General features: G+C 60.3%; 20 protein-coding genes and 1 pseudogene. 11 read left to right on the forward strand and 10 right to left on the reverse strand.

Annotated features, from left to right (window positions below; all coding sequences use genetic code 11):
• Positions 1-240: 240 nt before the first annotated feature.
• Positions 241-2,691, reverse strand: coding sequence for a glycogen/starch/alpha-glucan phosphorylase (locus ACZ89E_RS20805; RefSeq protein ID WP_149659116.1), 2,451 nt, complete (start codon positions 2,689-2,691; stop codon positions 241-243).
• A gap of 260 nt (positions 2,692-2,951) precedes the next feature.
• Between ACZ89E_RS20805 and ACZ89E_RS20810 the strand changes: the two genes are divergently transcribed.
• Complete coding sequence (locus ACZ89E_RS20810; RefSeq protein ID WP_149659274.1) at positions 2,952-3,392, forward strand: YkgJ family cysteine cluster protein; 441 nt, start codon at positions 2,952-2,954, stop codon at positions 3,390-3,392.
• A gap of 201 nt (positions 3,393-3,593) precedes the next feature.
• Here ACZ89E_RS20810 and typA read toward each other — a convergent pair whose 3' ends face one another.
• Positions 3,594-5,414: a translational GTPase TypA gene (gene typA / locus ACZ89E_RS20815; RefSeq protein ID WP_064675456.1), complete on the reverse strand. Its 1,821-nt coding sequence runs from the start codon at positions 5,412-5,414 to the stop codon at positions 3,594-3,596.
• 139 nt (positions 5,415-5,553) lie between these two features.
• Positions 5,554-7,008, reverse strand: a complete 1,455-nt coding sequence (thiI, locus tag ACZ89E_RS20820) for a tRNA uracil 4-sulfurtransferase ThiI (protein ID WP_149659115.1) — start codon at positions 7,006-7,008, stop codon at positions 5,554-5,556.
• A 330-nt stretch (positions 7,009-7,338) separates the two neighbouring features.
• Between thiI and glnA the strand changes: the two genes are divergently transcribed.
• The 5 genes from glnA (at position 7,339) to ntrC (ending at position 12,919) form a co-directional block, all read left to right on the forward strand.
• Positions 7,339-8,745 carry a glutamate--ammonia ligase gene (gene glnA, locus ACZ89E_RS20825; RefSeq protein WP_149659114.1) on the forward strand — a complete coding sequence of 469 codons (1,407 nt, stop codon included), beginning with the start codon at positions 7,339-7,341 and terminating at the stop codon, positions 8,743-8,745.
• 291 nt (positions 8,746-9,036) lie between these two features.
• Complete coding sequence (locus ACZ89E_RS20830) at positions 9,037-9,546, forward strand: DUF4124 domain-containing protein (protein WP_149659113.1); 510 nt, start codon at positions 9,037-9,039, stop codon at positions 9,544-9,546.
• An 11-nt stretch (positions 9,547-9,557) separates the two neighbouring features.
• A complete protein-coding gene (locus ACZ89E_RS20835; protein ID WP_476257066.1) occupies positions 9,558-10,169 on the forward strand; it encodes a DUF4124 domain-containing protein in 612 nt (203 codons plus the stop codon).
• Positions 10,170-10,400: 231 nt separating this feature from the next.
• Positions 10,401-11,486 (forward strand): nitrogen regulation protein NR(II), encoded by a 1,086-nt coding sequence (gene glnL, locus ACZ89E_RS20840; RefSeq protein ID WP_149659111.1) that lies wholly within the window; start codon positions 10,401-10,403, stop codon positions 11,484-11,486.
• A complete protein-coding gene (gene ntrC / locus ACZ89E_RS20845; RefSeq protein ID WP_133837829.1) occupies positions 11,483-12,919 on the forward strand; it encodes a nitrogen regulation protein NR(I) in 1,437 nt (478 codons plus the stop codon). The genes glnL and ntrC overlap by 4 nt, the downstream gene beginning before the upstream one ends.
• 558 nt (positions 12,920-13,477) lie before the next feature.
• Here ntrC and ACZ89E_RS20850 read toward each other — a convergent pair.
• On the reverse strand, positions 13,478-13,918 hold the full coding sequence (locus tag ACZ89E_RS20850; protein ID WP_463259137.1) for a hypothetical protein: 441 nt from the start codon (positions 13,916-13,918) through the stop codon (positions 13,478-13,480).
• On the opposite strand from ACZ89E_RS20850, the gene ACZ89E_RS20855 reads away from it, so the two are divergent.
• Positions 13,917-14,372 carry a tRNA (cytidine(34)-2'-O)-methyltransferase gene (locus ACZ89E_RS20855; RefSeq protein ID WP_133837827.1) on the forward strand — a complete coding sequence of 152 codons (456 nt, stop codon included), beginning with the start codon at positions 13,917-13,919 and terminating at the stop codon, positions 14,370-14,372. The genes ACZ89E_RS20850 and ACZ89E_RS20855 overlap by 2 nt on opposite strands.
• Positions 14,373-14,560: 188 nt before the next feature.
• On the opposite strand, the gene secB is transcribed toward ACZ89E_RS20855, so the two are convergent.
• Genes secB through ACZ89E_RS20870 form a run of 3 tightly spaced genes read right to left on the reverse strand, consistent with a single transcriptional unit; the run spans position 14,561 to position 15,760 of the window.
• Positions 14,561-15,052 carry a protein-export chaperone SecB gene (secB, locus tag ACZ89E_RS20860; protein ID WP_149659108.1) on the reverse strand — a complete coding sequence of 164 codons (492 nt, stop codon included), beginning with the start codon at positions 15,050-15,052 and terminating at the stop codon, positions 14,561-14,563.
• A gap of 38 nt (positions 15,053-15,090) precedes the next feature.
• A complete protein-coding gene (grxC, locus tag ACZ89E_RS20865; RefSeq protein ID WP_149659107.1) occupies positions 15,091-15,345 on the reverse strand; it encodes a glutaredoxin 3 in 255 nt (84 codons plus the stop codon).
• A 1-nt stretch (position 15,346) separates the two neighbouring features.
• On the reverse strand, positions 15,347-15,760 hold the full coding sequence (locus ACZ89E_RS20870) for a rhodanese-like domain-containing protein (protein ID WP_149659106.1): 414 nt from the start codon (positions 15,758-15,760) through the stop codon (positions 15,347-15,349).
• A 153-nt stretch (positions 15,761-15,913) separates the two neighbouring features.
• On the opposite strand from ACZ89E_RS20870, the gene gpmI reads away from it, so the two are divergent.
• The 4 genes from gpmI (at position 15,914) to ACZ89E_RS20890 (ending at position 21,016) form a co-directional block, all read left to right on the forward strand.
• On the forward strand, positions 15,914-17,443 hold the full coding sequence (gene gpmI, locus ACZ89E_RS20875; protein ID WP_149659105.1) for a 2,3-bisphosphoglycerate-independent phosphoglycerate mutase: 1,530 nt from the start codon (positions 15,914-15,916) through the stop codon (positions 17,441-17,443).
• Between the two features lie 136 nt (positions 17,444-17,579).
• Positions 17,580-18,875, forward strand: coding sequence for a murein hydrolase activator EnvC family protein (locus ACZ89E_RS20880; protein ID WP_123402605.1), 1,296 nt, complete (start codon positions 17,580-17,582; stop codon positions 18,873-18,875).
• Between the two features lie 34 nt (positions 18,876-18,909).
• Positions 18,910-20,238 (forward strand): S41 family peptidase, encoded by a 1,329-nt coding sequence (locus ACZ89E_RS20885; protein WP_149659104.1) that lies wholly within the window; start codon positions 18,910-18,912, stop codon positions 20,236-20,238.
• A gap of 1 nt (position 20,239) precedes the next feature.
• Positions 20,240-21,016 (forward strand): divergent polysaccharide deacetylase family protein, encoded by a 777-nt coding sequence (locus tag ACZ89E_RS20890; RefSeq protein ID WP_476256361.1) that lies wholly within the window; start codon positions 20,240-20,242, stop codon positions 21,014-21,016.
• A gap of 250 nt (positions 21,017-21,266) precedes the next feature.
• Here ACZ89E_RS20890 and ACZ89E_RS20895 read toward each other — a convergent pair whose 3' ends face one another.
• The 3 genes and pseudogenes from ACZ89E_RS20895 to hisA form a co-directional block, all read right to left on the reverse strand.
• Positions 21,267-22,022 (reverse strand): substrate-binding periplasmic protein, encoded by a 756-nt coding sequence (locus ACZ89E_RS20895; RefSeq protein ID WP_476256362.1) that lies wholly within the window; start codon positions 22,020-22,022, stop codon positions 21,267-21,269.
• Positions 22,023-22,097: 75 nt separating this feature from the next.
• Entirely contained in the window at positions 22,098-22,868 is a 771-nt protein-coding gene (gene hisF, locus ACZ89E_RS20900; RefSeq protein WP_121731627.1) for an imidazole glycerol phosphate synthase subunit HisF, read from the reverse strand.
• A 110-nt stretch (positions 22,869-22,978) separates the two neighbouring features.
• Positions 22,979-23,720: pseudogene (gene hisA, locus ACZ89E_RS20905) on the reverse strand (1-(5-phosphoribosyl)-5-[(5-phosphoribosylamino)methylideneamino]imidazole-4-carboxamide isomerase).
• Positions 23,721-23,745: the final 25 nt, after the last annotated feature.

Below are 23,745 nucleotides of genomic sequence, written 5' to 3' on the forward strand. Positions count from 1 at the left end.
CCCATTGGCGGGCAAGTCCAGAAGCCTGGCGTCGTCTGTGCTGACGTCTTCGCGGGCAAGCCTCGCGCCTACAGGTTATGTGTCGTGGCCCAATCCATGGCACACGCAAAACCTGTAGGAGCGAGGCTTGCCCGCGAAAGCGTTCGCGCAGACGCCACTGAAACATCCGGCAAAACTGACGCTTAGTATATCGATCCGGCCCAACGTACGTTGGGCCTTGCTCGCAATTATTGCTAAAAGTTACTCCAAAGCCTTCCAGATATCGGTCGCGTACTCACGAATCGTCCGATCCGACGAGAACCAGCCCATCCGCGACGTGTTCAGCACCGCCGACCGCCACCATGCCTGGGAGTCATGCCAGTGCGCTTCAACGCGCATCTGTGCGTCCCAATAGGAGTCGAAATCGGCGCAGACCAGGAAGCGGTCGTAGTCGATCAGCGAATCGATCAGCCCGGTGTAGCGCGACGGATCATCCGGCGAGAACACCCCGCCGCGAATCGCTTGCAACACGTCGTTGAGGCGATGGGACGCGGCAATGTCCGGCGCGGCGTTGAACTCATGGTTCTGCTTGCGCGCTTCGACCTGTTGCGCGCTGAGGCCGAAGATGAACATGTGCTCCACGCCAATGCGCTCGCTCATTTCGACGTTGGCGCCATCGAGGGTGCCGATGGTCAGCGCGCCGTTGAGGCCGAACTTCATGTTGCTGGTGCCCGACGCCTCGAAACCGGCGGTGGAAATCTGCTCCGACAAATCCGCCGCCGGAATGATGCTCTCCGCCAGGCTGACGTTGTAGTTGGGCAGGAACACCACCTTGAGCAAGCCGCGCACGGTCGGGTCGTTGTTGACCACCCGGGCGATGTCGTTGGTCAGCTTGATGATCAACTTGGCTTGGTGATAACTCGCCGCGGCCTTGCCGGCGAAGATCTTCACGCGCGGCACCCAGTCGATTTCCGGCTCGGCACGAATCGCCTGGTACAGCGCGACGGTGTGCAGCAGGTTGAGCAACTGGCGCTTGTATTCGTGGATCCTTTTCACCTGCACGTCAAACATCGCCGCCGGGTTGACCGCGATGCCCAGCCGTTCGTGAATCAGGTACGCCAGGGCTTTCTTGCTGTGCAGGCGCTGTTCGGCGAAGGCCTTGCGGAACGCGGGTTTCTCGGCGAACGGCTGCAGATCGAGCAAGCGCTCTTCCGGGTTATCCAGCAAGTCAGGACCCAGCGCATCGACCAGCATCGAGGTCAGTTCGGAGTTGGCCTGATACAGCCAGCGGCGGAACGTGATGCCGTTGGTTTTGTTGTTGATCCGTTCCGGGTAGAGCTTGTGCAGTTCGGAGAACACGGTTTTACGCATCAGTTGCGTGTGCAATGCGGATACACCGTTGACGCTGTGGGAACCGAGGAATGCGAGGTTGCCCATGCGCACGCGGCGGCCATTGTCTTCCTCGATCAGCGACACCGCGCGCAGCACGTCGAAGTCGTGGATGCCTTTGGCCCGCAGCGAATCGATGTGCTGGGCGTTGATCAGGTAAATGATCTGCATGTGTCGTGGCAGCATGCGTTCCATCAAGCCGACCGGCCAGGTTTCCAGCGCTTCCGGCAGCAGCGTGTGGTTGGTGTACGACAGCGTATCGACCGTGACCTGCCACGCGGCATCCCACGCGACATCGTAGACATCGACCAACTGACGCATCAGCTCGGCCACGGCGATTGATGGGTGAGTGTCGTTGAGCTGGATCGCCGCGTGGTCACCCAGGGTCAGCACCGAGGTGTGCATGTTGCGATGGCGGCGCAGCAAATCCTGCAGGGACGCGGCGACGAAGAAGTATTCCTGGCGCAGGCGCAGTTCCTGGCCGGCTTCGGTGCTGTCCGCCGGGTAAAGCACGCGGGAAATACTTTCGGCCCGGGCGACTTCGGCCACGGCGCCCAAGTGGTCACCGGCGTTGAAGCGTTCCAGGTGCAAATCTTCCACGGCGCGGGCGCGCCACAAGCGCAGGGTGTTGACGCTGGCACCGCGCCAGCCGACCACCGGGGTGTCGTAGGCAATCGCCCGCACGGTTTCCACCGGAGTCCAGACTTGCCGGGACTTGCCCGTATCGTCGGTGACAGTTTCGACGCTGCCGCCAAAGCCGATCGGGTACACGACCTCTGGCCGTTCGAACTCCCACGGGTTACCGAAATCCAGCCAGTGTTCGGTCTGCTCCTGCTGCCAGCCATCGACGATGGCCTGGCGGAACAAACCGTGCTCATAACGAATGCCGTAGCCGTGGCCGGCGATGCCGAGGGTCGACATGCTTTCCATGAAGCAGGCGGCCAGACGACCGAGGCCGCCGTTGCCCAGCGCCGCATCGGGCTCCAGCAGGCGGATGCGTTCGAGGTCGACGCCGAGCTCGGTCAGCGCTTCGCGGGCGACGTCGAGCAGGCCGAGGTTGCTCAGGCTGTCGTAGAGCAAGCGGCCGATGAGAAATTCCAGGGACAGGTAGTACACCCGTTTCTGCCCTTTGCGGTAGATCTGCCGGGTGTGGTCCATCCAGTGCTCGACCATGTGGTCGCGCGCTGCCAGGGCAATGGCTTCGAACCAGTCGTGGTCGAAGGCGTGGTCCGGGTCTTTGCCCACCGCGTAGGTGAGTTTGGTCAAGACGGCGTCGCGGAATGCGGCCACCTCTGCTTCGCGAACAAGTGGTTCTTGAGTCATCGATAAGACCTCGAGCGAGCTTTGAGTTGTCTGAGCCTAGACGGTCTGACAGGCGGTATGGGCTCTGGTTCGGCAGTTTTTCCTGATAGTGCGAGATAGGTCGGCATTACATTGGCACGTGCCTGAATCAATGCAGGGGCCGTGCCGGATTAACGGTGTTTATGGGGCCTTTCAGAAAAAAACTGGCGAAAGGTTGTTCAAAAATCCACCAGTCCCGGTATGATCGCGCGCCCTGATGCACACGCTGGTAACAACCGATGATGAAGTCCAACCTGATCGCCGCCGCGGAGATCGACCGCCTCGATACCTGGGCCAAATATTCTGCCCCGATGTGCGGTTCCTGCGTGTCGAGCTGCTGCACCTTGCCGGTCGAGGTCAAGATCAAGGATCTGATCCGCATCGGCATCGTCGACGAGTTCGAACGTGGCGAGCCGGCGAAGAACATCGCCAAGCGCTTGCAGAAGGAAGGGATCGTCGAGCGTTACAACCAGAAGTCCGAGATCTTCACTCTCCAGCGCATGAGCAACAACGATTGCCTGTACCTGGATCGTAAGAGCCGTCTGTGCACTATTTATGAAAAGCGCCCGGATACTTGCCGCAACCACCCGAAAATCGGGCCGCGGCCGGGGTATTGCGCTTACAAGCCCAAAGCAGTGGCGCGTGAGAGCAGCGAGAGCCGGCGTACCCTCGAGAAATTCTGATCCGCAATCTCACTGCCCGATGATCGTTCCCACGCTCCGCGTGGGCATGCAGCCCGGGACGCTCTGCGTCCCAAAGCGGACGCGGAGCGTCCATTGAGGCATTCCCACGCAGAGCGTGGGAACGATCATCTTCCGCCAGACAAACAAAAACGCCCCCGACCTTGCGGTCGGGGGCGTTTTTTTGTCAGCTAACTAAGTAACTCAGTTACCGGACTTCTTGGCAGCGCGGGTACGCTCGCTTTCGCCCAGGATCTTCTTGCGAAGACGGATGGACTTAGGAGTGACTTCGCACAATTCGTCTTCTTGAACGAATTCCAGCGCTTGTTCCAGGGTGAAACGGATAGGCGGAACCAGAGCGATGGTTTCGTCTTTACCCGAGGCACGCATGTTGTCGAGCTTCTTGCCTTTGGTTGGGTTGACGCCCAGGTCGTTGTCGCGGCTGTTGATGCCGACGATTTGACCTTCGTACACGTCTTCGCCGTGACCCAGGAACAGTTTGCCGCGAGCTTGCAGGGTTTCCAGCGAGTAAGTCAGCGCCTTACCGGTAGCCACCGAAACCAGCACGCCGTTCTGACGGCCGGACATGTCGCCGGACTTCATCACGTCGTAACGGTCGAAGATCGAGGTCAGGATGCCTGCACCGGAGGTCAGGGTCAGGAACTCGTTACGGAAACCGATCAAGCCACGAGCCGGGATGTTGTACTCAAGGCGCACACGGCCCTTGCCATCCGGAACCATGTTGGTCAGGTCGCCTTTACGGATACCGATCTGTTCCATGATCGAACCTTGCGATTCTTCTGGCAGGTCGATGGTCACGTTTTCGTACGGTTCGTGCTTAACGCCGTCAACCATACGGATGATCACTTCCGGACGACCAACACCCATTTCGAAGCCTTCGCGACGCATGGTTTCGATCAGTACCGAGAGGTGCAGCTCACCACGGCCGGAGACTTTGAACTTGTCGGCGGTGTCGCCTTCTTCAACGCGCAGGGCAACGTTGTAGAGCAGTTCTTTGTCCAGACGCTCTTTGATGTTACGGCTGGTGACGAACTTGCCTTCACGGCCGCAGAACGGCGAGTCGTTAACCTGGAAGGTCATCGAAACGGTTGGTTCGTCAACGGTCAGCGGCTTCATCGCTTCAACGTTCAGTGGGTCGCACAGAGTGTCGGAGATGAACAGCGAATCGAAGCCGCTGATGCAGACGATGTCGCCGGCAGCTGCTTCGTCAACGTCGACACGGTGCAGACCGTGGTGACCCATCAGCTTCAGGATACGGCCGTTACGGCGCTTGCCGTCGGCATCGATCGCCACAACCTGGGTGTTCGGCTTGACGCGACCACGAGCGATACGGCCAACGCCGATGATGCCCAGGAAGCTGTTGTAGTCCAGTGCCGAGATTTGCATCTGGAACGGACCGTCACGGTCAACTTTCGGTGCTGGTACGTTGTCGACGATCGACTGGTACAGCGGGGTCATGTCTTCAGCCATGTCGGTGTGTTCCAGACCGGCAATGCCGTTCAGGGCCGAGGCGTAGACGACTTTGAAGTCCAGCTGTTCTTCGGTAGCACCGAGGTTGTCGAACAGGTCGAAGATCTGGTCCAGAACCCAGTCCGGACGCGCGCCTGGACGGTCGACCTTGTTGATCACCACGATTGGACGCAGGCCGGCTTCGAAAGCCTTCTTGGTCACGAAACGGGTTTGCGGCATAGGGCCGTCTTGAGCGTCAACCAGCAGCAGAACGGAGTCAACCATCGACATTACGCGTTCAACTTCGCCGCCGAAGTCGGCGTGGCCCGGGGTGTCCACGATGTTGATGTGGTAGCCGTTCCAGTTGATGGCGGTGTTTTTCGCCAGAATGGTAATACCGCGCTCTTTCTCCTGGTCGTTGGAGTCCATCACGCGCTCGTCGTTGAGCTCGTTGCGCTCCAGGGTGCCGGATTGACGCAAGAGTTTGTCTACCAGGGTGGTTTTACCATGGTCAACGTGAGCAATGATGGCGATGTTGCGTAGATTTTCGATCACTTGTGTATCTCGATCAGAGGATTCGGTGTGCTGACAAGTCTTGGCAGCGATTAACAGTAGAGTCCGGCAAAGCCGTTACAGCTTGACGGCGGCGTCGGGGGGCCGGTGACGCAGGCCACAGGCAAACAGCCCCGGGCACTTAGCTCGGTCGATAAACGCGCACATTGGCATGCCCCTCACTGAGCAAATGGTGGGCATGCAGGCGACTCATCACGCCTTTGTCGCAATACAGCAGGTACTGGCGAGTAGGGTCCAGTTCCTTGAAACGAGCGTTCAATGCATAAAACGGCATCGTCTGTACCTCAATGCCAGCCAGTTCCAGCGGCTCGTCTTCAGCGGCATCCGGGTGACGGATGTCGATGATGATCTGGCCCGCCAGAGCTTCGCTGACTTCTTCGATCTGCAAGTCCTGGCCCAATTCGTCGATCACGCGATCGATCGGCACCAGTTTGGCGTTTTCGAGCGCACGCTCGAGGACCGCCATGTCGAACTGTTGTTCTTCGTACTCCACGCGGTTGCGCTTGGCGTGGGTCTTGGGGTTCACCGAGATGACCCCGCAGTATTCGGGCATGTGCTTGGCGAAGTCGGCGGTGCCGATTTCGTTGGCCAGGTCGATGATGTCCTGCTTGTGACTGGCGATCAGCGGGCGCAAGACCAGCTTCTCGGTCACACAGTCGATCAGGGACAGGTTCGGCAACGTCTGGCTCGAAACCTGGGAGATCGCCTCACCGGTGACCAGCGCATCGATATCGAGCCGATCGGCAATCTTCGATGCAGCGCGCAACATCATACGCTTCAAAACTACGCCCATATGACTGTTATCGACTTTCCCGAGAATTTCTCCCAGTACTTCCTCGAACGGCACACTGACAAATAACACGCGTTGGGAGCTGCCGTACTTCTTCCAGATGAAGTGCGCGACTTCCATGACGCCCAGTTCATGGGCCCTGCCGCCCAGGTTAAAGAAGCAGAAATGGCTCATCAGGCCACGGCGCATGATCTGGTAGGCGGCGACTGTCGAGTCAAAGCCGCCGGACATCAGTACAAGCGTCTGTTCCAGCGCTCCCAGCGGATAACCGCCGATGCTGTTGTGCTGGCTGTGGATCACATACAACCGTTGGTCGCGAATTTCGATGCGAACTTCGATTTCCGGCTCTTTCAGGGAAATCCCGGCGGCGCCGCACTGACGACGCAGCTGGCTGCCGACGTATTTCTCCACGTCCATGGACGTGAAGGTGTGGTGCCCGCCGCGCTTGCAGCGCACCGAAAAGATCTTCCCGGCCAAGGCATCGCCGTAGTGCGCTTTGCACTTGGCCACGATGTCGTCGAAGTCACCCAGCGGGTATTCGTCGACCTGCAGGAAATGCGCGATGCCCGGCATGCAGCTCAGGCGCTCGGTCATCTCCTTCAGGGCCCGGGGCTCAGTGACGCGGGTTTCCAGCTCGAGGTTGTCCCACACACCGTTCACCACCACAGCCGGGTCCAGATCGCGGAGCACGGCACGGATGTTCTTGGCCAACTGGCGGATGAAACGCATCCGTACCGGGCGGCTCTTGATGGTGATCTCGGGAAAGACTTTTACGATTAGTTTCATGAAAACAGCGCGCGCTGGGCCAGCCGAAAAAGGGGGGCGCGGATTATAGCGGAAATTGCTCAAGGTTTAACCAGTTAATATGCAGAAGGTTTCGCGCGCACCAAAACGGGTCATTTGTGGAAATAGACGCTACATTACAGGGCGCTTATTTCAGCTTTGCGACGCTTTGCACCTCTATAAGCGTGAAATTGGGGCAAAAAACCCATGGTGGGGCACTGGCATGCAATTTGCTCCCTTGTGAGGCAGGTTGCCTTGGCAGAGTATTCGCGCCGGCATCACCCACATTCTAAGGGCATCCACTACTAAGCCCGAAGCCACCCGGAGGACACTATGTCGAAGTCGGTTCAACTCATCAAAGATCATGACGTCAAGTGGATTGATCTGCGCTTCACGGACACCAAAGGCACTCAGCACCACGTGACCATGCCGGCTCGCGATGCGCTGGATGAAGCTTTCTTCGAAGAAGGCAAAATGTTCGACGGTTCCTCCATCGCTGGCTGGAAAGGCATCGAAGCCTCCGACATGATCCTGCTGCCGGACGACAGCACTGCCGTTCTCGACCCGTTCACCGAAGACCCAACGCTGATCATCGTTTGCGACGTCATCGAGCCTTCGACCATGCAAGGCTACGATCGCGACCCGCGTGCGATCGCCAAGCGTGCCGAGGAATACCTGAAGTCGACCGGTATCGGCGACACCGTATTCGTAGGTCCAGAGCCTGAGTTCTTCATCTTCGACCAGGTGAAGTTCAAGTCCGACATCTCCGGCTCGATGTTCAAAATCTTCTCCGAACAGGGTTCGTGGATGTCCGACCAGGACATCGAAGGCGGTAACCACGGCCACCGTCCAGGTATCAAAGGCGGCTACTTCCCGGTGCCTCCGTTCGACCACGACCACGAAATCCGTACCTCCATGTGCAACGCCATGGAAGAAATGGGCCTGGTCATCGAAGTTCACCACCACGAAGTGGCGACTGCCGGCCAGAACGAAATCGGTGTGAAGTTCAACACCCTGGTCGCCAAGGCTGACGAAGTTCAGACCCTCAAGTACTGCGTGCACAACGTAGCTGTGGCTTACGGCCGCACCGCGACCTTCATGCCTAAGCCTCTGTACGGCGATAACGGTTCGGGTATGCACGTTCACCTGTCCATCGCCAAAGATGGCAAGAACACCTTCGCTGGCGAAGGTTATGCCGGCCTGTCCGACACCGCCCTGTACTTCATCGGCGGCATCATCAAGCACGGTAAGGCCCTGAACGGCTTCACCAACCCGTCGACCAACTCCTACAAGCGTCTGGTCCCAGGTTTCGAAGCTCCGGTAATGCTGGCCTACTCGGCGCGCAACCGTTCCGCTTCGATCCGTATTCCTTACGTGTCCAGCCCTCGCGCTCGCCGTATCGAAGCCCGCTTCCCGGATCCGGCAGCCAACCCATACCTGGGCTTCGCTGCACTGTTGATGGCTGGCCTGGACGGCATCCAGAACAAGATCCACCCTGGCGACGCAGCTGACAAAAACCTGTACGACCTGCCGCCTGAAGAGGCGAAAGAGATCCCACAAGTTTGCGGCAGCCTGAAAGAAGCCCTGGAAGAGCTGGACAAGGGTCGCGCGTTCCTGACCAAAGGCGGCGTATTCTCCGACGACTTCATCGACGCTTACATCGCTCTGAAAAGCGAAGAAGAAATCAAGGTCCGCACCTTCGTACACCCACTGGAATATGAGCTGTACTACAGCTGCTGATCCGGTAGCGCTGCGCTACGCGGCGTGACAAAAAGAGGCCTCCTTCGGGAGGCCTTTTTTGTGGGCGCTCGTTTACCTGATCGCCCTGTTGGTGATCGTTCCCACGCTCCGCGTGGGAATGCAGCCCGTGACGCTCCGCGTCACTGGACGCGGAGCGTCCCTTGAGGCATTCCCACGCAGAGCATGGGAACGATCAATCCTGCTTTTCCATTCCAAGATGTTTACAACTTGGGTCTATCGCCAGCCCTGACCTATGCTGCAACCCAACGCCTTCGCTTCCGGTCGATTTTTATGGGTCGTGGTTTTCTCCTGATGCTGCTGTTGATCGCCCTGCCCGCCGCAGCGCAGATCTATAAGTACACCGACGCCAACGGCAACACCGCCTACAGCAATCAACCGCCCGATGGCGTCAAAGCGCAGCCGGTGGAGTTGCCGCCGCTCAACAGCGTCGCGCCCTCGGCGCCGCCCGCCGCTCCCGTCGAGGCCAGCAGCCGTGAACAACCCCGCCACGCCTACGAGGTGCTGGAGTTGACGGGCCTGCCCACCACCGAAGCCCTGCGCGCCAACAACGGCACCTTCACCGTCAATGTGCTGATCAAGCCGCGCCTGCAAGGCCCGCATCAGTTCCGGTTGTTGCTGGACGAGCAGCCTTATGGCCAGCCGAGCAACGTGCCGATCCTGCAACTGGTGAATGTGGATCGCGGCGAACACAGCCTCGCGGTCCAGGTGATCAGCGGAGAGGACGTCATCCAGCAAAGCCCCAGCGTGACCTTCACCGTGCAGCGGGTGCATACGCCTTGAGCCGCTGGCTGATGGGCGCACTGCTTTTGTTCAGCAGCCTGACAGCGATGGCTGACGTCTATACCTACGTCGACGCCCAGGGCAATCGGGTCTTCACCGATCAACCGCGCCCCGGCAACGCCAAGCGTGTGCCGCTGGCCACCAGCAATCGCATGTCGGCCAACCCGACCAAGGCAGCGCCGGTGATCGCCGCACAAAAGTCCGAAGTAAAACCGCCGTTCCACTACGACATGCTGCGCGTACTGGTGCCAGAACCCGACGCGACAATCCGCAGCAGCGCCGGCGAGGTGATTGTCAGCGTTACCAGCGAACCCGGCCTGCAACCGGGGCATCGCTACCGTTTGCTACTCGACGGCCAGCCCACCGCCGAGCCGGGCCTCAGTCCGGTGTTCGCCCTGAGCAATCTCGACCGTGGCAGTCACAACCTGTCGGTAGAAATCCTCGACGAACAGGGTCGCACCGTCGAGCGCACGGCCAATCAACCCTTCCACATGCTGCGCATCTCGCTGGCGCAGAAGCGCCAGGTCAAGCCCTGCACCCTCACCGACTACGGCCAACGGCCGGAATGTCCGCTCAAAGACAAACCTCCTGAAGAAAAAAACCCCTTCCTGAAGTTCTTCTAACCTCGTTCAGCTTTGCGCACTATATTGGTGCAATCGGTTGCACCGTACCCACATCGAAACCCATTTTGGTTCGAAAGTACCCGCGAAAGCTGGCAGAACGCCACGCGATCGAGCGCTAAACGCCCGTTTCAGGCCTTAAACGCTTCTTTTCGGAGCTTTGGTTTGGTTTTTGCATTTTCCCCGCATCAGCGCTCAGTTCATGGGCGCGCCCCTGCTCCAAAAGAGGTCCGGATGACCATTAGCGACGCACTGCATCGGCTATTACTCGACAACCTGACCACCGCCACCATCCTGCTCGACGCCGAACTGCGCCTCGAGTACATGAACCCGGCGGCGGAGATGCTCCTGGCCATCAGCGGCCAGCGCAGCCATGGGCAGTTCATCAGTGAGTTGTTCACCGAATCCACCGAAGCGCTGAATTCCCTGCGCCAGGCGGTCGAGCAGGCGCACCCGTTCACCAAGCGCGAAGCGATGCTCACCGCCCTGACCGGCCAGACCCTGACCGTCGATTACGCGGTCACGCCGATCCTGAGCAATGGCGACACGATGCTGTTGCTGGAAGTGCATCCCCGTGACCGCTTGCTGCGCATCACCAAGGAAGAGGCGCAGCTGTCGAAGCAGGAAACCAGCAAGATGCTGGTGCGCGGCCTCGCTCACGAAATCAAGAACCCGCTGGGCGGGATTCGCGGCGCCGCACAACTGCTAGCCCGTGAGCTGCCGGAAGAAAGCCTGCGCGACTACACCAACGTGATCATCGAAGAAGCCGACCGCCTGCGAAACCTGGTGGACCGCATGCTTGGCTCGAACAAGCTGCCGTCCCTGGCCATGTGCAACATTCACGAGGTGCTGGAGCGGGTCAGTCAGTTGGTCGAGGCCGAAAGCCAGGGCTGCATCACCTTGGTGCGCGACTACGACCCGAGCATTCCCGACGTCCTGATCGACCGCGAACAGATGATTCAGGCCGTCCTCAATATCGTGCGCAACGCAATGCAGGCCATCAGCAGCCAGAACGAACTGCGCCTGGGCCGCATCAGCCTGCGCACCCGCGCCATGCGCCAGTTCACCATCGGCCATGTGCGCCATCGCCTGGTGACCAAGATCGAGATCATCGACAACGGCCCTGGCATCCCTGCGGAGTTGCAGGAAACCATCTTCTTTCCCATGGTCAGCGGCCGCCCGGACGGTACCGGGCTGGGCCTGGCCATTACCCAGAACATCATCAGCCAGCACCAGGGCCTGATCGAGTGTGACAGCCACCCAGGCCACACCACGTTCTCGATCTTTCTGCCACTGGAACAAGGAGCCACATCGACATGAGCCGTAGTGAAACCGTGTGGATCGTCGATGACGACCGTTCTATCCGTTGGGTCCTGGAAAAGGCCTTGCAGCAAGAAGGCATGACCACGCAAAGCTTCGACAGCGCCGATGGTGTGATGAGCCGCCTGGCGCGCCAGCAGCCGGACGTGATCATCTCCGACATCCGCATGCCGGGTGCCAGTGGCCTGGACCTTCTGGCGCGGATTCGCGAACAACACCCACGGCTGCCGGTCATCATCATGACCGCCCACTCCGACCTCGACAGCGCGGTGGCCTCGTATCAGGGCGGCGCGTTCGAATACCTGCCAAAACCCTTTGATGTCGATGAAGCGGTGTCCCTGGTCAAGCGCGCCAACCAGCACGCTCAGGAACAGCAAGGCCTGGAAGTCCCGGTCGCGTTGACCCGCACCCCGGAAATCATCGGTGAAGCGCCGGCGATGCAGGAAGTGTTTCGTGCCATCGGGCGCTTGAGCCACTCCAACATCACCGTGCTGATCAACGGCGAATCCGGCACCGGTAAAGAATTGGTGGCCCACGCCCTGCACCGCCACAGCCCTCGGGCGGCGTCGCCGTTCATTGCGTTGAACATGGCGGCGATCCCCAAGGATCTGATGGAATCCGAGCTGTTCGGCCATGAGAAAGGCGCGTTCACTGGCGCGGCCAACCTGCGTCGCGGGCGTTTTGAGCAGGCGGACGGCGGCACGCTGTTCCTCGATGAAATCGGCGACATGCCGGCGGACACCCAGACCCGTTTGCTGCGGGTGCTGGCTGACGGCGAGTTTTACCGCGTCGGCGGTCATACGCCGGTGAAGGTCGATGTGCGCATCATCGCTGCGACCCACCAGAACCTGGAAACCCTGGTCCACGCCGGGAAATTCCGTGAGGACTTGTTCCACCGCCTCAACGTGATCCGCATTCACATCCCACGGCTGTCGGACCGTCGCGAAGACATCCCGACCCTGGCCAAGCACTTCCTCAGCCGCGCCGCGCAAGAACTGGCGGTGGAGCCGAAGCTGCTCAAAAGCGAGACCGAGGAATACCTGAAGAACCTGCCGTGGGGCGGCAACGTGCGTCAGTTGGAGAACACCTGCCGCTGGATCACGGTGATGGCTTCGGGTCGCGAAGTGCACATCAGCGACCTGCCACCGGAGTTGCTGAACCTGCCGCAGGACTCGGCGCCGGTGACCAACTGGGAGCAAGCGCTGCGCCAGTGGGCTGATCAGGCACTGGCTCGCGGCCAGTCGAGCCTGCTCGACAGCGCCGTGCCGGCGTTCGAGCGGATCATGATCGAAACCGCCCTCAAACACACCGCCGGCCGCCGCCGCGATGCTGCGGTTTTGCTGGGTTGGGGGCGCAATACCCTGACGCGCAAGATCAAGGAATTGGGGATGAAGGTTGATGGTGGGGATGATGATGAGGCGGAAGAGGGTTAAACAGCCTTTAAATCTTGATCGTTCCCACGCTCCGCGTGGGAATGCAGCCCGGGACGCTCCGCGTCCCAAAGCGGACGCAGAGCGTCCATTGAGGCATTCCCACGCAGAGCGTGGGAACGATCAATCATTGTGTTCGCGGGCCCATCGTGCACCGCCGCAATGCACCGTGAACCGCAATCGCGCACGGCGACCGATCTCAAATCCCGCCTTCCCTCGCAATGAAACCCAACTTACAAAAATGGCAAAGCCCCGGATAACGGGGCTTTCAGCGCTTTAACACGGCTTTGTGTTTCATTTTATTAAAACCTGGCACGCCCCCTGCAATAGTCCATTCAGTGATTCAGTTCACTACCCGGTTTCGGGGACCTTGGTACAGGCAGGCCGGGGATTCCCATCTTTACATCGGGCTCACACCGCACTGGCGACGAGCCCAACCCGTTTTGGGGCCCTTGATACAGGCAGGTCAGGGGTTCCTTCTTTACACCGGGACTTGCACGCAATGCGCGAGTCCCTGCCGTTTTGGGAACCTTGGTACAGGCAGGCCGGGGATTCCCTCTTTTATTGCTCCCGGAGATGGATCTCCAGCCGCCAGCGGTCGTCGACCTCGCGACCGGCCCACTCGCCCAGCAGTGGCCGGGCCGCCACCACCGTCAGCAACAACCCCCCATCACTCAACCGCACGCGCCAGTTCACGTCTTTGCCGTTGACCTTGAGTTGGCCTTTCTGCGCCTTGCCTTCAGCCTCAAACAGCAACGCAACGCTGCCGTCCACAACCTCGCCGTGGGTCTTGGGTTCGTTGTTGAACCACACCACCAACCCATCGCCGGTGACCTCGACCTGCTGCAATTCGCTGGGGTCGGGAGTGGTCAGGCGACCGATCATCAGCCCGACCATCATCCCGACAATCGCCAGCGAACCGATCACCCGCGGGAATAGTTTCGAACGGTTGTCCACGGGCGGCGTAGAATGCCGCTCATCTTTACCTTCGGAGCCGTGCATGTTTCACGTCATCCTTTTCCAACCAGAAATTCCGCCGAATACCGGCAACGTTATCAGGCTGTGCGCCAACAGTGGCTGCCACCTGCATTTGATCGAGCCGTTGGGCTTCGAGATGGACGACAAGCGCCTGCGCCGGGCCGGCCTCGATTACCACGAGTACGCCACCCTGCAACGCCACGCCGACCTCGCCAGCTGCCTGGAAAGCCTGGGCCATCCACGGCTGTTCGCGTTCACCACCAAGGGCTCGCGACCGTTCCATGATGCCAGCTTCGCCGAGGGCGACGCCTTCCTGTTCGGCCCGGAAAGCCGTGGCCTGCCCGCCGACGTGCTCGACGCCCTGCCCGGCGAACAACGCCTGCGCCTGCCGATGCGCGAAGGCTGCCGCAGCCTGAACCTGTCGAACACCGTGGCTGTCGCGGTGTATGAAGGCTGGCGTCAATTGGGTTTCAAGTAACCCTGCGACCTGATCGTTCCCACGCTCTGCATGGGAATGCAGCCCGTGACGCTCCGCGTCACTGGACGCGGAGCGTCCCTAGAAGCATTCCCACGCGGAGCGTGGGAACGATCAAATCCGCCGCCGTTTCATCCCGCCCATGAAAAAAGCGCCTGTTACGGCGCTTTTTTCGTTACGGCATCGAACGCTTATTGCACAGTCGGGGTTTCGCCCGAGGCCTGCATGCGTTGCAGTTCTTGTGCGTACAGCGCGTCGAAGTTCACCGGAGCCAGCATCAGAGCCGGGAACGAACCACGGGTCACCAGGCTGTCCAGGGTTTCGCGAGCGTACGGGAACAGGATGTTCGGGCAGAACGCGCCGAGGGTGTGGCTCATCGAGGCGTCGTCCAGGTTCTTGATCAGGAAGATCCCGGCCTGTTGCACTTCAGCGATGAACGCCACTTCGCCGTTCTCACCGTTTTTCACGGTCACGGACAAGGTCAGCACGACTTCGTGGAAGTCGCCTTCCAGGGCCTTTTGACGGGTATTCAGATCCAGACCGACGCTCGGTTCCCACTGCTGGCGGAAGATCGCCGGGCTTTTCGGGGCTTCGAAGGACAAGTCACGTACGTAGATGCGCTGCAAGGAGAATTGCGGTGCGTTTTCTTCTTCGCTAGCTGCAGTGTTCTGTTGGTCAGTCATCTCAGATCCTTTCTGATCTTGGGTCTTATAGGGAGGCACTAGGCCTTGAGCATGGCGTCGAGCTTACCCGCGCGCTCAAGGGCAAACAAATCATCACAACCGCCGATGTGGCGCTCGCCGATCCAGATCTGCGGCACGGACGTGCGTCCGGCCTTCTGAGCCATCGCGGCGCGCACCTGCGGCTTGCCATCGACCTTGATCTCTTCGAAGGCCACGCCTTTGTTCTCGAGCAGGTACTTGGCTCGCGAGCAGTAAGGGCAGTAATCGCTGGAATAGACGACGACGTTGTTCATCTCACTTCACCAACGGCAGGTTGTCGCCTTTCCAGCTGGAAATCCCGCCGGACAGCTTGGCGGCGTTGAAACCGGCTTTCAAGAGTTCGCGGGCGTGGGTGCCAGCGGTCTGGCCTTGGGCGTCGACCAGGATGATGGTCTTGTCCTTGTGCTTGTTCAGTTCGCCGACACGAGCAGTCAGTTTGTCGTGAGGAATGTTCAGCGCGCCAACGATATGGCCGGCGGCGAAATCCTTGGCCGAACGGATGTCGATCACCACGCCTGCGTCCTTGTTGACCAGCCCGGTCAGTTCACCGGTGCTCAGGCTACGACCGCCGCCTTTCATCTCATGGGCGATCAGCAGAGCCAGCAGAACAACGAAAATACCGGCCAGCAAATAGTGGGTGGTGGCAAATGCAATCAGGTGATCAAGCATTTAAGGTGGTTCCAGGGCGTGAAAAGTGGGCCAGTATACACAGCCCCTATGGCGGGCCAAACCCCGTCCGGCGGTGACGCGGTCGGAACTTCGCTTTAAACTGCCACTCCCTTTTCCATCGCCCTCTTTTTAACTCAGCCACGAGTGGAATCCATGACTACCACGCCTAAACCTTTGGTCCTGATTATTCTCGATGGCTTCGGTCACAGTGAGAGCCACGAAGCCAACGCCGTGTACTCGGCCAGGAAGCCCGTTCTGGACCGTCTGTCGGCCACCGTGCCGAACGGCCTGATCTCGGGCAGCGGCATGGACGTCGGCTTGCCCGATGGCCAGATGGGCAACTCCGAAGTCGGCCACATGAACCTCGGGGCCGGTCGCGTGGTGTATCAGGACTTCACCCGCGTGACCAAATCGATCCGCGACGGCGAGTTCTTCGAGAACCCGACCATCTGCGCCGCCGTGGATAAAGCCGTGGCCGCCGGCAAAGCCGTGCACTTCATGGGCCTGCTGTCTGACGGCGGCGTGCACAGCCATCAGGATCACCTGGTCGCCATGGCCGAACTGGCCTTCAAGCGCGGCGCCGAAAAAATCTACCTGCACGCCTTCCTTGATGGTCGCGACACGCCGCCGAAAAGCGCGCAGTCGTCCATCGAACTGCTCGACGCGACCTTCCAGGCCCTCGGCAAAGGCCGGATCGCCAGCATTGTCGGCCGTTATTTCGCCATGGACCGCGACAATCGCTGGGACCGTGTAGCCCAGGCCTACAACCTGATTGTCGACGGCAAGGGCGAATTCAACGCCGCCACCGCTCAGGAAGGCCTGCAAGCCGCTTACGAACGTGGCGAGAGTGACGAATTCGTCAAAGCCACTTCCATCGGCGAGCCGGTGAAAGTCGAAGACGGCGACGCCGTGGTGTTCATGAACTTCCGCGCCGACCGCGCCCGCGAACTGACCCGCGTGTTCGTCGAGGACGGCTTCAAGGAATTCGAACGTGCGCGCCAGCCGAAACTGGCAGGCTTCGTGATGCTGACCCAATACGCCGCGAGCATTCCTGCGCCTTCGGCCTTCGCCGCCGGCAGCCTGGAAAACGTGCTGGGCGACTACCTGGCGAAGAACGGCAAGACCCAACTGCGCATCGCCGAAACCGAAAAATATGCCCACGTAACTTTCTTCTTCTCCGGCGGCCGTGAAGAACCGTTCCCGGGCGAAGAACGCATCTTGATCCCGTCGCCAAAAGTCGCTACCTATGACTTGCAGCCGGAGATGAGCGCCCCGGAAGTCACCGACCGCATCGTCGACGCCATCGACAACCAGCGTTATGACGTGATCGTGGTCAACTACGCCAACGGCGACATGGTCGGCCACAGCGGTAACCTTGAAGCCGCGATCAAAGCCGTGGAATGCCTGGACCTGTGCGTCGGGCGCATCGTCGATGCCCTGGATAAAGTCGGCGGCGAAGCGCTGATCACCGCCGACCACGGCAACTGCGAGAAAATGTCCGACGAAGAAACCCACCAGGCCCACACCGCCCACACCACCGAGCCGGTGCCGTTCATTTATGTCGGCAAGCGTGACTTCAAGGTGCGCGATGGCGGCGTGCTGGCGGACGTGGCGCCGACCATGCTGATGTTGATGGGCCTTGCGAAGCCGGCCGAAATGACGGGCACTTCGATCCTGGTCTGAGCGTAAAAGCCCCTTATAAACAGCCCGAAACGGCTTTTTATGACGAACGCCTCAAAGCAGTTGCCTTTGAGGCGTTTTTTTTGCGGCGCTTGGCGGGCATACTAGGCCGTCCCTTTCCCTGGTGTCGCCCGCCTCTATGCTTCGCGTCCTGATAGCCCTTGCTCTGACTTGCCTGCTCCAACCGGCCTTTGCTGACGAGCGCGCGCAAACCCAACAACAGTTGGACGCCACGCGTCAGGACATTGCCGAGCTGAAAAAACTGCTGGGCAAGCTCCAGGAAGAAAAATCCGGTGTGCAAAAGGATCTCAAGGGCACCGAGACCGAGATGGGCAAGCTGGAGAAGCAGGTCGACGCTCTGCAAAAAGAGCTGAAGAAAAGCGAATCCGAGCTGCAGCGACTCGATGGTGAGAAAAAAAAACTCCAGAGCGCGCGCATTGAACAGCAGCGACTGATCGCCATCCAGGCCCGCGCGGCCTATCAGAATGGCCGTCAGGAGTACCTGAAACTGCTGCTCAACCAGCAGAACCCGGAAAAATTCGCCCGCACCCTCACCTATTACGACTACCTGAGCCAGGCCCGCCTGGAGCAGCTGAAGAATTTCAACGAAACCCTGCGCCAACTGGCCAATGTCGAAAAAGACATCTCCATGCAACAGGCGCAGTTGCTGGTGCAGAAAAGTAGCCTCGACAGCCAGCGCGACGAACTCGACAAAGTCCGTCAGGAACGGCAGAAAGTCCTGGCCAAGCTCAACGACGACGTCAAGGCGCGCGATCAGAAGCTCGCCACCCGCGAGCAGGATCAGGCAGACCTGTCTAAAGTCCTTAAAACCATTGAAGAAACCCTGGCCCGTCAGGCCCGTGAGGCAGAAGAAGCGCGGCAAAAAGCGCTGATCGCCCAGCAGGAAGCCGAAAAAAAGCGTTTACGTGAGGCTCAGGAACAGGCCGACGCCAACACTGATGCCCCACGCAAACCGCCTAAATCGACACCCGGCGCGCTGGTTTCAAGTTCAGGCGAGACCTTCGGCGGCGCATTTGCTTCAGCCCGCGGCAAACTTCCATGGCCGGTTGATGGTCGACTGTTGGCGCGCTTCGGCGAAAGCCGCGGCGATGATGCCCGGACCAAGTGGGATGGGGTGATGATCAGCGCCTCCGCCGGCAGCCAGGTGCATGCCGTGCACGGTGGTCGCGTGGTGTTCGCCGATTGGTTGCGCGGCGCGGGGCTGCTGGTGATTCTGGACCACGGCAACGGTTTCTTGAGTCTTTATGGTCACAACCAGACGCTGCTCAAGTCTGCGGGTGATGTGGTTAAAGCCGGTGAGTCCATCTCCACTGTCGGTAACAGCGGCGGGCAGGACACACCGGCGCTGTATTTCGCAATTCGTCAGCAGGGTCACCCGAGTGATCCGGCGCAATGGTGCCGCGCGCAAGGATAGGCGTTGAGTCACCTACATTAGGAGTTCGTTCGACATGCTGCATTTGTCCCGCCTTACCTCGCTGGCCCTGACGATCGCCCTGGTGATCGGCGCGCCTCTGGCGTTTGCCGCTCAGCCTGCCCCGGCAACGGCGCCAGCGCCTGCACCTGCGGGCACGGCTGCGACCACCAAGGCGCCATTGCCTCTGGACGAGTTGCGCACCTTTGCCGAGGTCATGGACCGGATCAAGGCTGCCTATGTCGAACCGGTCGATGACAAGACCCTGCTGGAAAATGCCATCAAGGGCATGCTCAGCAACCTCGACCCGCACTCCGCCTACCTGGGCCCGGAAGATTTCGCCGAGCTGCAGGAAAGCACCAGCGGCGAATTCGGTGGGCTGGGCATCGAAGTCGGTGCCGAGGACGGTTTCATTAAAGTGGTGTCGCCGATCGATGACACCCCGGCCTCCAAGGCCGGCATCCAGGCTGGCGACTTCATCGTCAAGATCAACGGCGCCCCGACCCGCGGCCAGAGCATGACCGAAGCCGTGGACAAGATGCGCGGCAAGATCGGCCAGAAAATCACCCTGACCCTGGTCCGCGATGGCGGCACACCTTTCGACGTGGTGCTGACCCGCGCCACCATCCAAGTCAAGAGCGTCAAGGCGCAGCTGCTGGAATCGGGCTACGGCTACATCCGTATCACCCAGTTCCAGGTCAAGACCGGCGAAGAGGTCTCCAAGGCCCTGGCAAAGTTGCGCAAGGACAATGGCAAGAAGCTCAACGGCATCATCCTCGACCTGCGCAACAACCCGGGCGGCGTGCTGCAAGCAGCAGTGGAAGTGGTCGATCACTTCATCACCAAGGGCCTGATCGTCTACACCAAAGGCCGCATCGCCAACTCCGAGCTGCGCTTCTCCGCCACCGGCAAGGACGAAAGCGAAGCCGTGCCGATGGTCGCACTGATCAACGGCGGCAGCGCCTCGGCGTCGGAAATCGTCGCCGGCGCCTTGCAGGATCAGAAACGCGCAGTGGTCATGGGCACCACGAGTTTCGGCAAAGGCTCGGTACAAACCGTGCTGCCGCTGAATAACGACCGCGCCCTGAAGATCACCACGGCGCTGTATTACACGCCGAACGGTCGCTCGATCCAGGCCCAGGGCATCGTCCCGGACATCGAAGTGCGCAAGGCCAAAATCACCAACGAGCAGGACGGCGAGTACTTCAAGGAAGCCGATCTGCAAGGTCACTTGGGCAATGGCAACGGCGGCGCCGACAAGCCGACGTCCAGCAGCAAAGCCAAGGCGATGCCGCAGGATGACGATTACCAACTGGCCCAGGCCCTGAGCCTGCTCAAAGGGCTGAGCATCACCTCCGGCCGCTGAGATGCGCCTGCGGTTGATCCTCGCTCTGGTGTGCTGCCTGGCGGGTGCTGCTCACGCGGAACCCGCCAAGCCAACGCCACACAAGGCCTACCTGACACTGATCATCGATGACCTGGGGCAGAACCTGCCCCGGGATCGTCGCGTGCTCGCCCTGCCCGGCCCGGTGACGACGGCGATCATGCCCGACACACCCCACGCCGCCGAATTCGCCCGCGAAGCCCATCGCGCCGGCAAGATCGTCATTCTTCACATGCCCATGGACCCGGCCACCGGCCCGTTCGCCTGGCATCCTGACCTGCCTATCGAAGAACTGGAGAAACGCCTCAACGCGGCGTTCAAGGCTGTGCCGTACACCGCCGGCATCAACAACCACATGGGCAGCCGCATGACCGCGCAACAACCGGCCATGGCCTGGCTGATGGCGGACTTGCAGCGCCGGCACAAATTCTTCGTCGACAGCCGCACCAGCGCGCAAACCGTGGGCGCGGCTGAAGCACAGAGGATCGGATTGGCGAGCGTTTCGCGGGATGTGTTTCTCGATGACGAACGCACGGAAGCGGCGATCTTCACTCAGCTACAGACGGCGATCAGCCTCGCACACAAACAGGGTTCGGCGGTGATGATCGGGCATCCGTATCCGCAGACACTGGCGGTGCTGGAACGTGAGTTACCGAAGCTGAAGGCTCTGGGGATTGACTGGATCAACATCAAAATGATGATCAGTGTGCGCAGCAATCGGGCGACGGCTGCGCATGGAAAAGATGGCGTGTACCGCTGAAACACGATCGTTCCCACGCTCTGCGTGGGAATGCAGCCATGGATGCTCCGCGTCCACTGTGACGCAGAGCGTCACGGGAGGCGTTACCACGCGGGAGCGTGGGAACGATCAGAGATGGCGTGTACCGCTGAAACACGATCGCTCCCACGCTCTGCGTGGGAATGCAGCCATGGACGCTCCGCGTCCACTGTGACGCAGAGCGTCACGGGCGGCGTTACCACGCGGGAGCGTGGGAACGGGCAGCCAATAGTCAGAGATACTTCGCCATGATCTCGTCAACCACGCCTTCCTTGCGCAACTGGTCCAGCGCCGCTTGCAACTTGGCCACGGTCTCATCCGGCACGTCTTTATTCAGCGCCAGATACAACTCGGCGCTGTTGAAGCGCAGTACGGTCTTGAGCCCGGTCACGCCGTCCTGGCGGGCCAGATAACGCCCGGCCGGGTCGCCGGTGGCCCACAGATCGATCTGCCCGCTCACCAGCTTCTTCGCATTGTCCTGATCCCGTAGCACCACAATCGGCTTCAAGCCTTGCTTGGCCAGGGTCTCGGCAATCGCGTCGCCCTTGTAGGCGCCGATCTTGTACTTGCGCGCCTGCTCCAGGGTATCGAGGGTGATCTTGCTGTCAGCCTTGGCCAACATGATCCAGTCATCCGGGCCGATGGGGCCGACCCACTTGAAAAGCTTTTCGCGATCCGGCAGCCGCGCCATGACAAACACGCCGTAACCGGGTTTTTCCAGGGCGATCTTATAGATGCGCTCCCAGGGGAAACGCAGGGTCAGGCTGTAGGTGATGTTGGCGCGTTTGAACATCTCGCGGACGATGTCCACGGCGATGCCATTGATGTTCTCGTCCTGAGCGAAGTTCTTGCCGTTCTTCGCCATGTTGTAGGGCGGGAAGTTTTCCGTCAGCAGCACCAGGTCGGTGGCGGGACTTTCTTCGGCGCGGGCTGCGTTGATGAGCAACAGAGAAGCGCTGGCGAGGACAAGAAGAAAACGTTTGAGCATGTCGGGCTACCGAAATCCATGGCGTGCCCAAGAGTGCCCTGAGCCCGCCATGCTGTCCACTGGCCTGTATGGGTTTTAGCGCATCACGATGCCGCGATGGGCCATGTAAGCCTTGGCTTCCTGCACGGTGTATTCGCCGAAGTGGAAAATACTCGCCGCCAGCACCGCACTGGCGTGGCCTTCGATAATGCCGTCAGCCAGATGTTGCAGGTTACCGACACCGCCGGAAGCGATCACCGGAATGCCCAGCGCATCGCTGATCGCACGGGTAACACCCAGGTCGAAGCCGTTCTTCATGCCATCCTGGTCCATGCTGGTCAGGAGGATTTCACCAGCGCCCAGGCCTTCCATCTTCTTCGCCCACTCGACGGCGTCGAGGCCGGTCGGCTTGCGGCCACCGTGGGTGAAGATTTCCCAGCGAGGGGTTTCGCCCGGCAGTGACACCTTCTTCGCGTCGATGGCGACGACGATGCATTGCGAGCCGAAATGCTGCGCCGCTTCGCCAACGAATTCCGGGTTGAACACGGCGGCGGTGTTGATCGACACCTTGTCCGCGCCGGCATTCAGCAAGTTGCGAATGTCCTGCACGGTACGCACGCCACCGCCCACGGTCAGCGGGATAAACACCTGGCTGGCCATGCGCTCGACGGTATGCAGCGTGGTGTCGCGGCCATCGACGCTGGCGGTGATGTCGAGAAAGGTAATCTCATCGGCACCCTGCTCGTCATAGCGACGGGCGATTTCCACCGGGTCACCGGCGTCGCGGATGTTCTCGAACTTCACACCTTTGACGACCCGGCCGTTGTCCACGTCCAGGCAAGGGATGATGCGTTTGGCTAACGCCATGGGCTTAATCTCCGATTAAGAGTTGCAAGCTTGGAGCTTCAAGCTGCAAGACAGAGCAGATCACTGCCGCGCTCTTACTTGCAGCTCGCAGCTTGCAACTTGAAGCTGTTTTATCTGGCCGCGTAGCCATCACAAAAGGCTTGGGCTTCTGCAACATCAAGCGTGCCCTCATAAATCGCGCGGCCGGTGATCGCGCCGATGATGCCCGGCGCCTTGGCGTCGAGCAGCGACTTGATGTCACCGAGGTTGTGAATGCCACCGGACGCGATCACCGGAATGCGCGTGGCAGCGGCCAGCGCGGCGGTGAACGGTACGTTGCAGCCCTGCATCATGCCGTCTTTGGCGATGTCGGTATAAACGATCGCGGACACGCCGTCGGCTTCAAACTGCTTGGCCAGGTCGATCACCTGGATGGTGCTGATTTCAGCCCAGCCGTCGGTGGCGACGAAACCGTCTTTAGCGTCGAGGGCCAACGATCACCTTACCCGGGAATGCGCGGCACGCTTCAGCGACGAAGGCCGGATCTTTCACGGCTTTGGTGCCGATGATCACGTAGCTCACGCCCGCTTTCACGTAGTGCTCGATGGTTTCCAGGGAGCGGATACCGCCGCCGATCTGGATCGGCAGGTTCGGGTAGCGCTTGGCGATGGCTGTGACCACTTCGCCGTTGACCGGCTGGCCTTCGAAGGCGCCGTTCAAATCGACCAGATGCAGACGACGGCAACCGCCCTCCACCCACTTGGCGGCCATGCTCACCGGGTCATCGGAGAACACCGTGGAATCTTCCATGCGGCCCTGGCGCAGACGAACACAGGCACCGTCTTTAAGATCGATAGCGGGAATAATTAGCATGCTTTTCCTTCGTCAAAGAGCTGCA

This window comes from Pseudomonas sp. TE3899 (assembly GCF_056279105.1).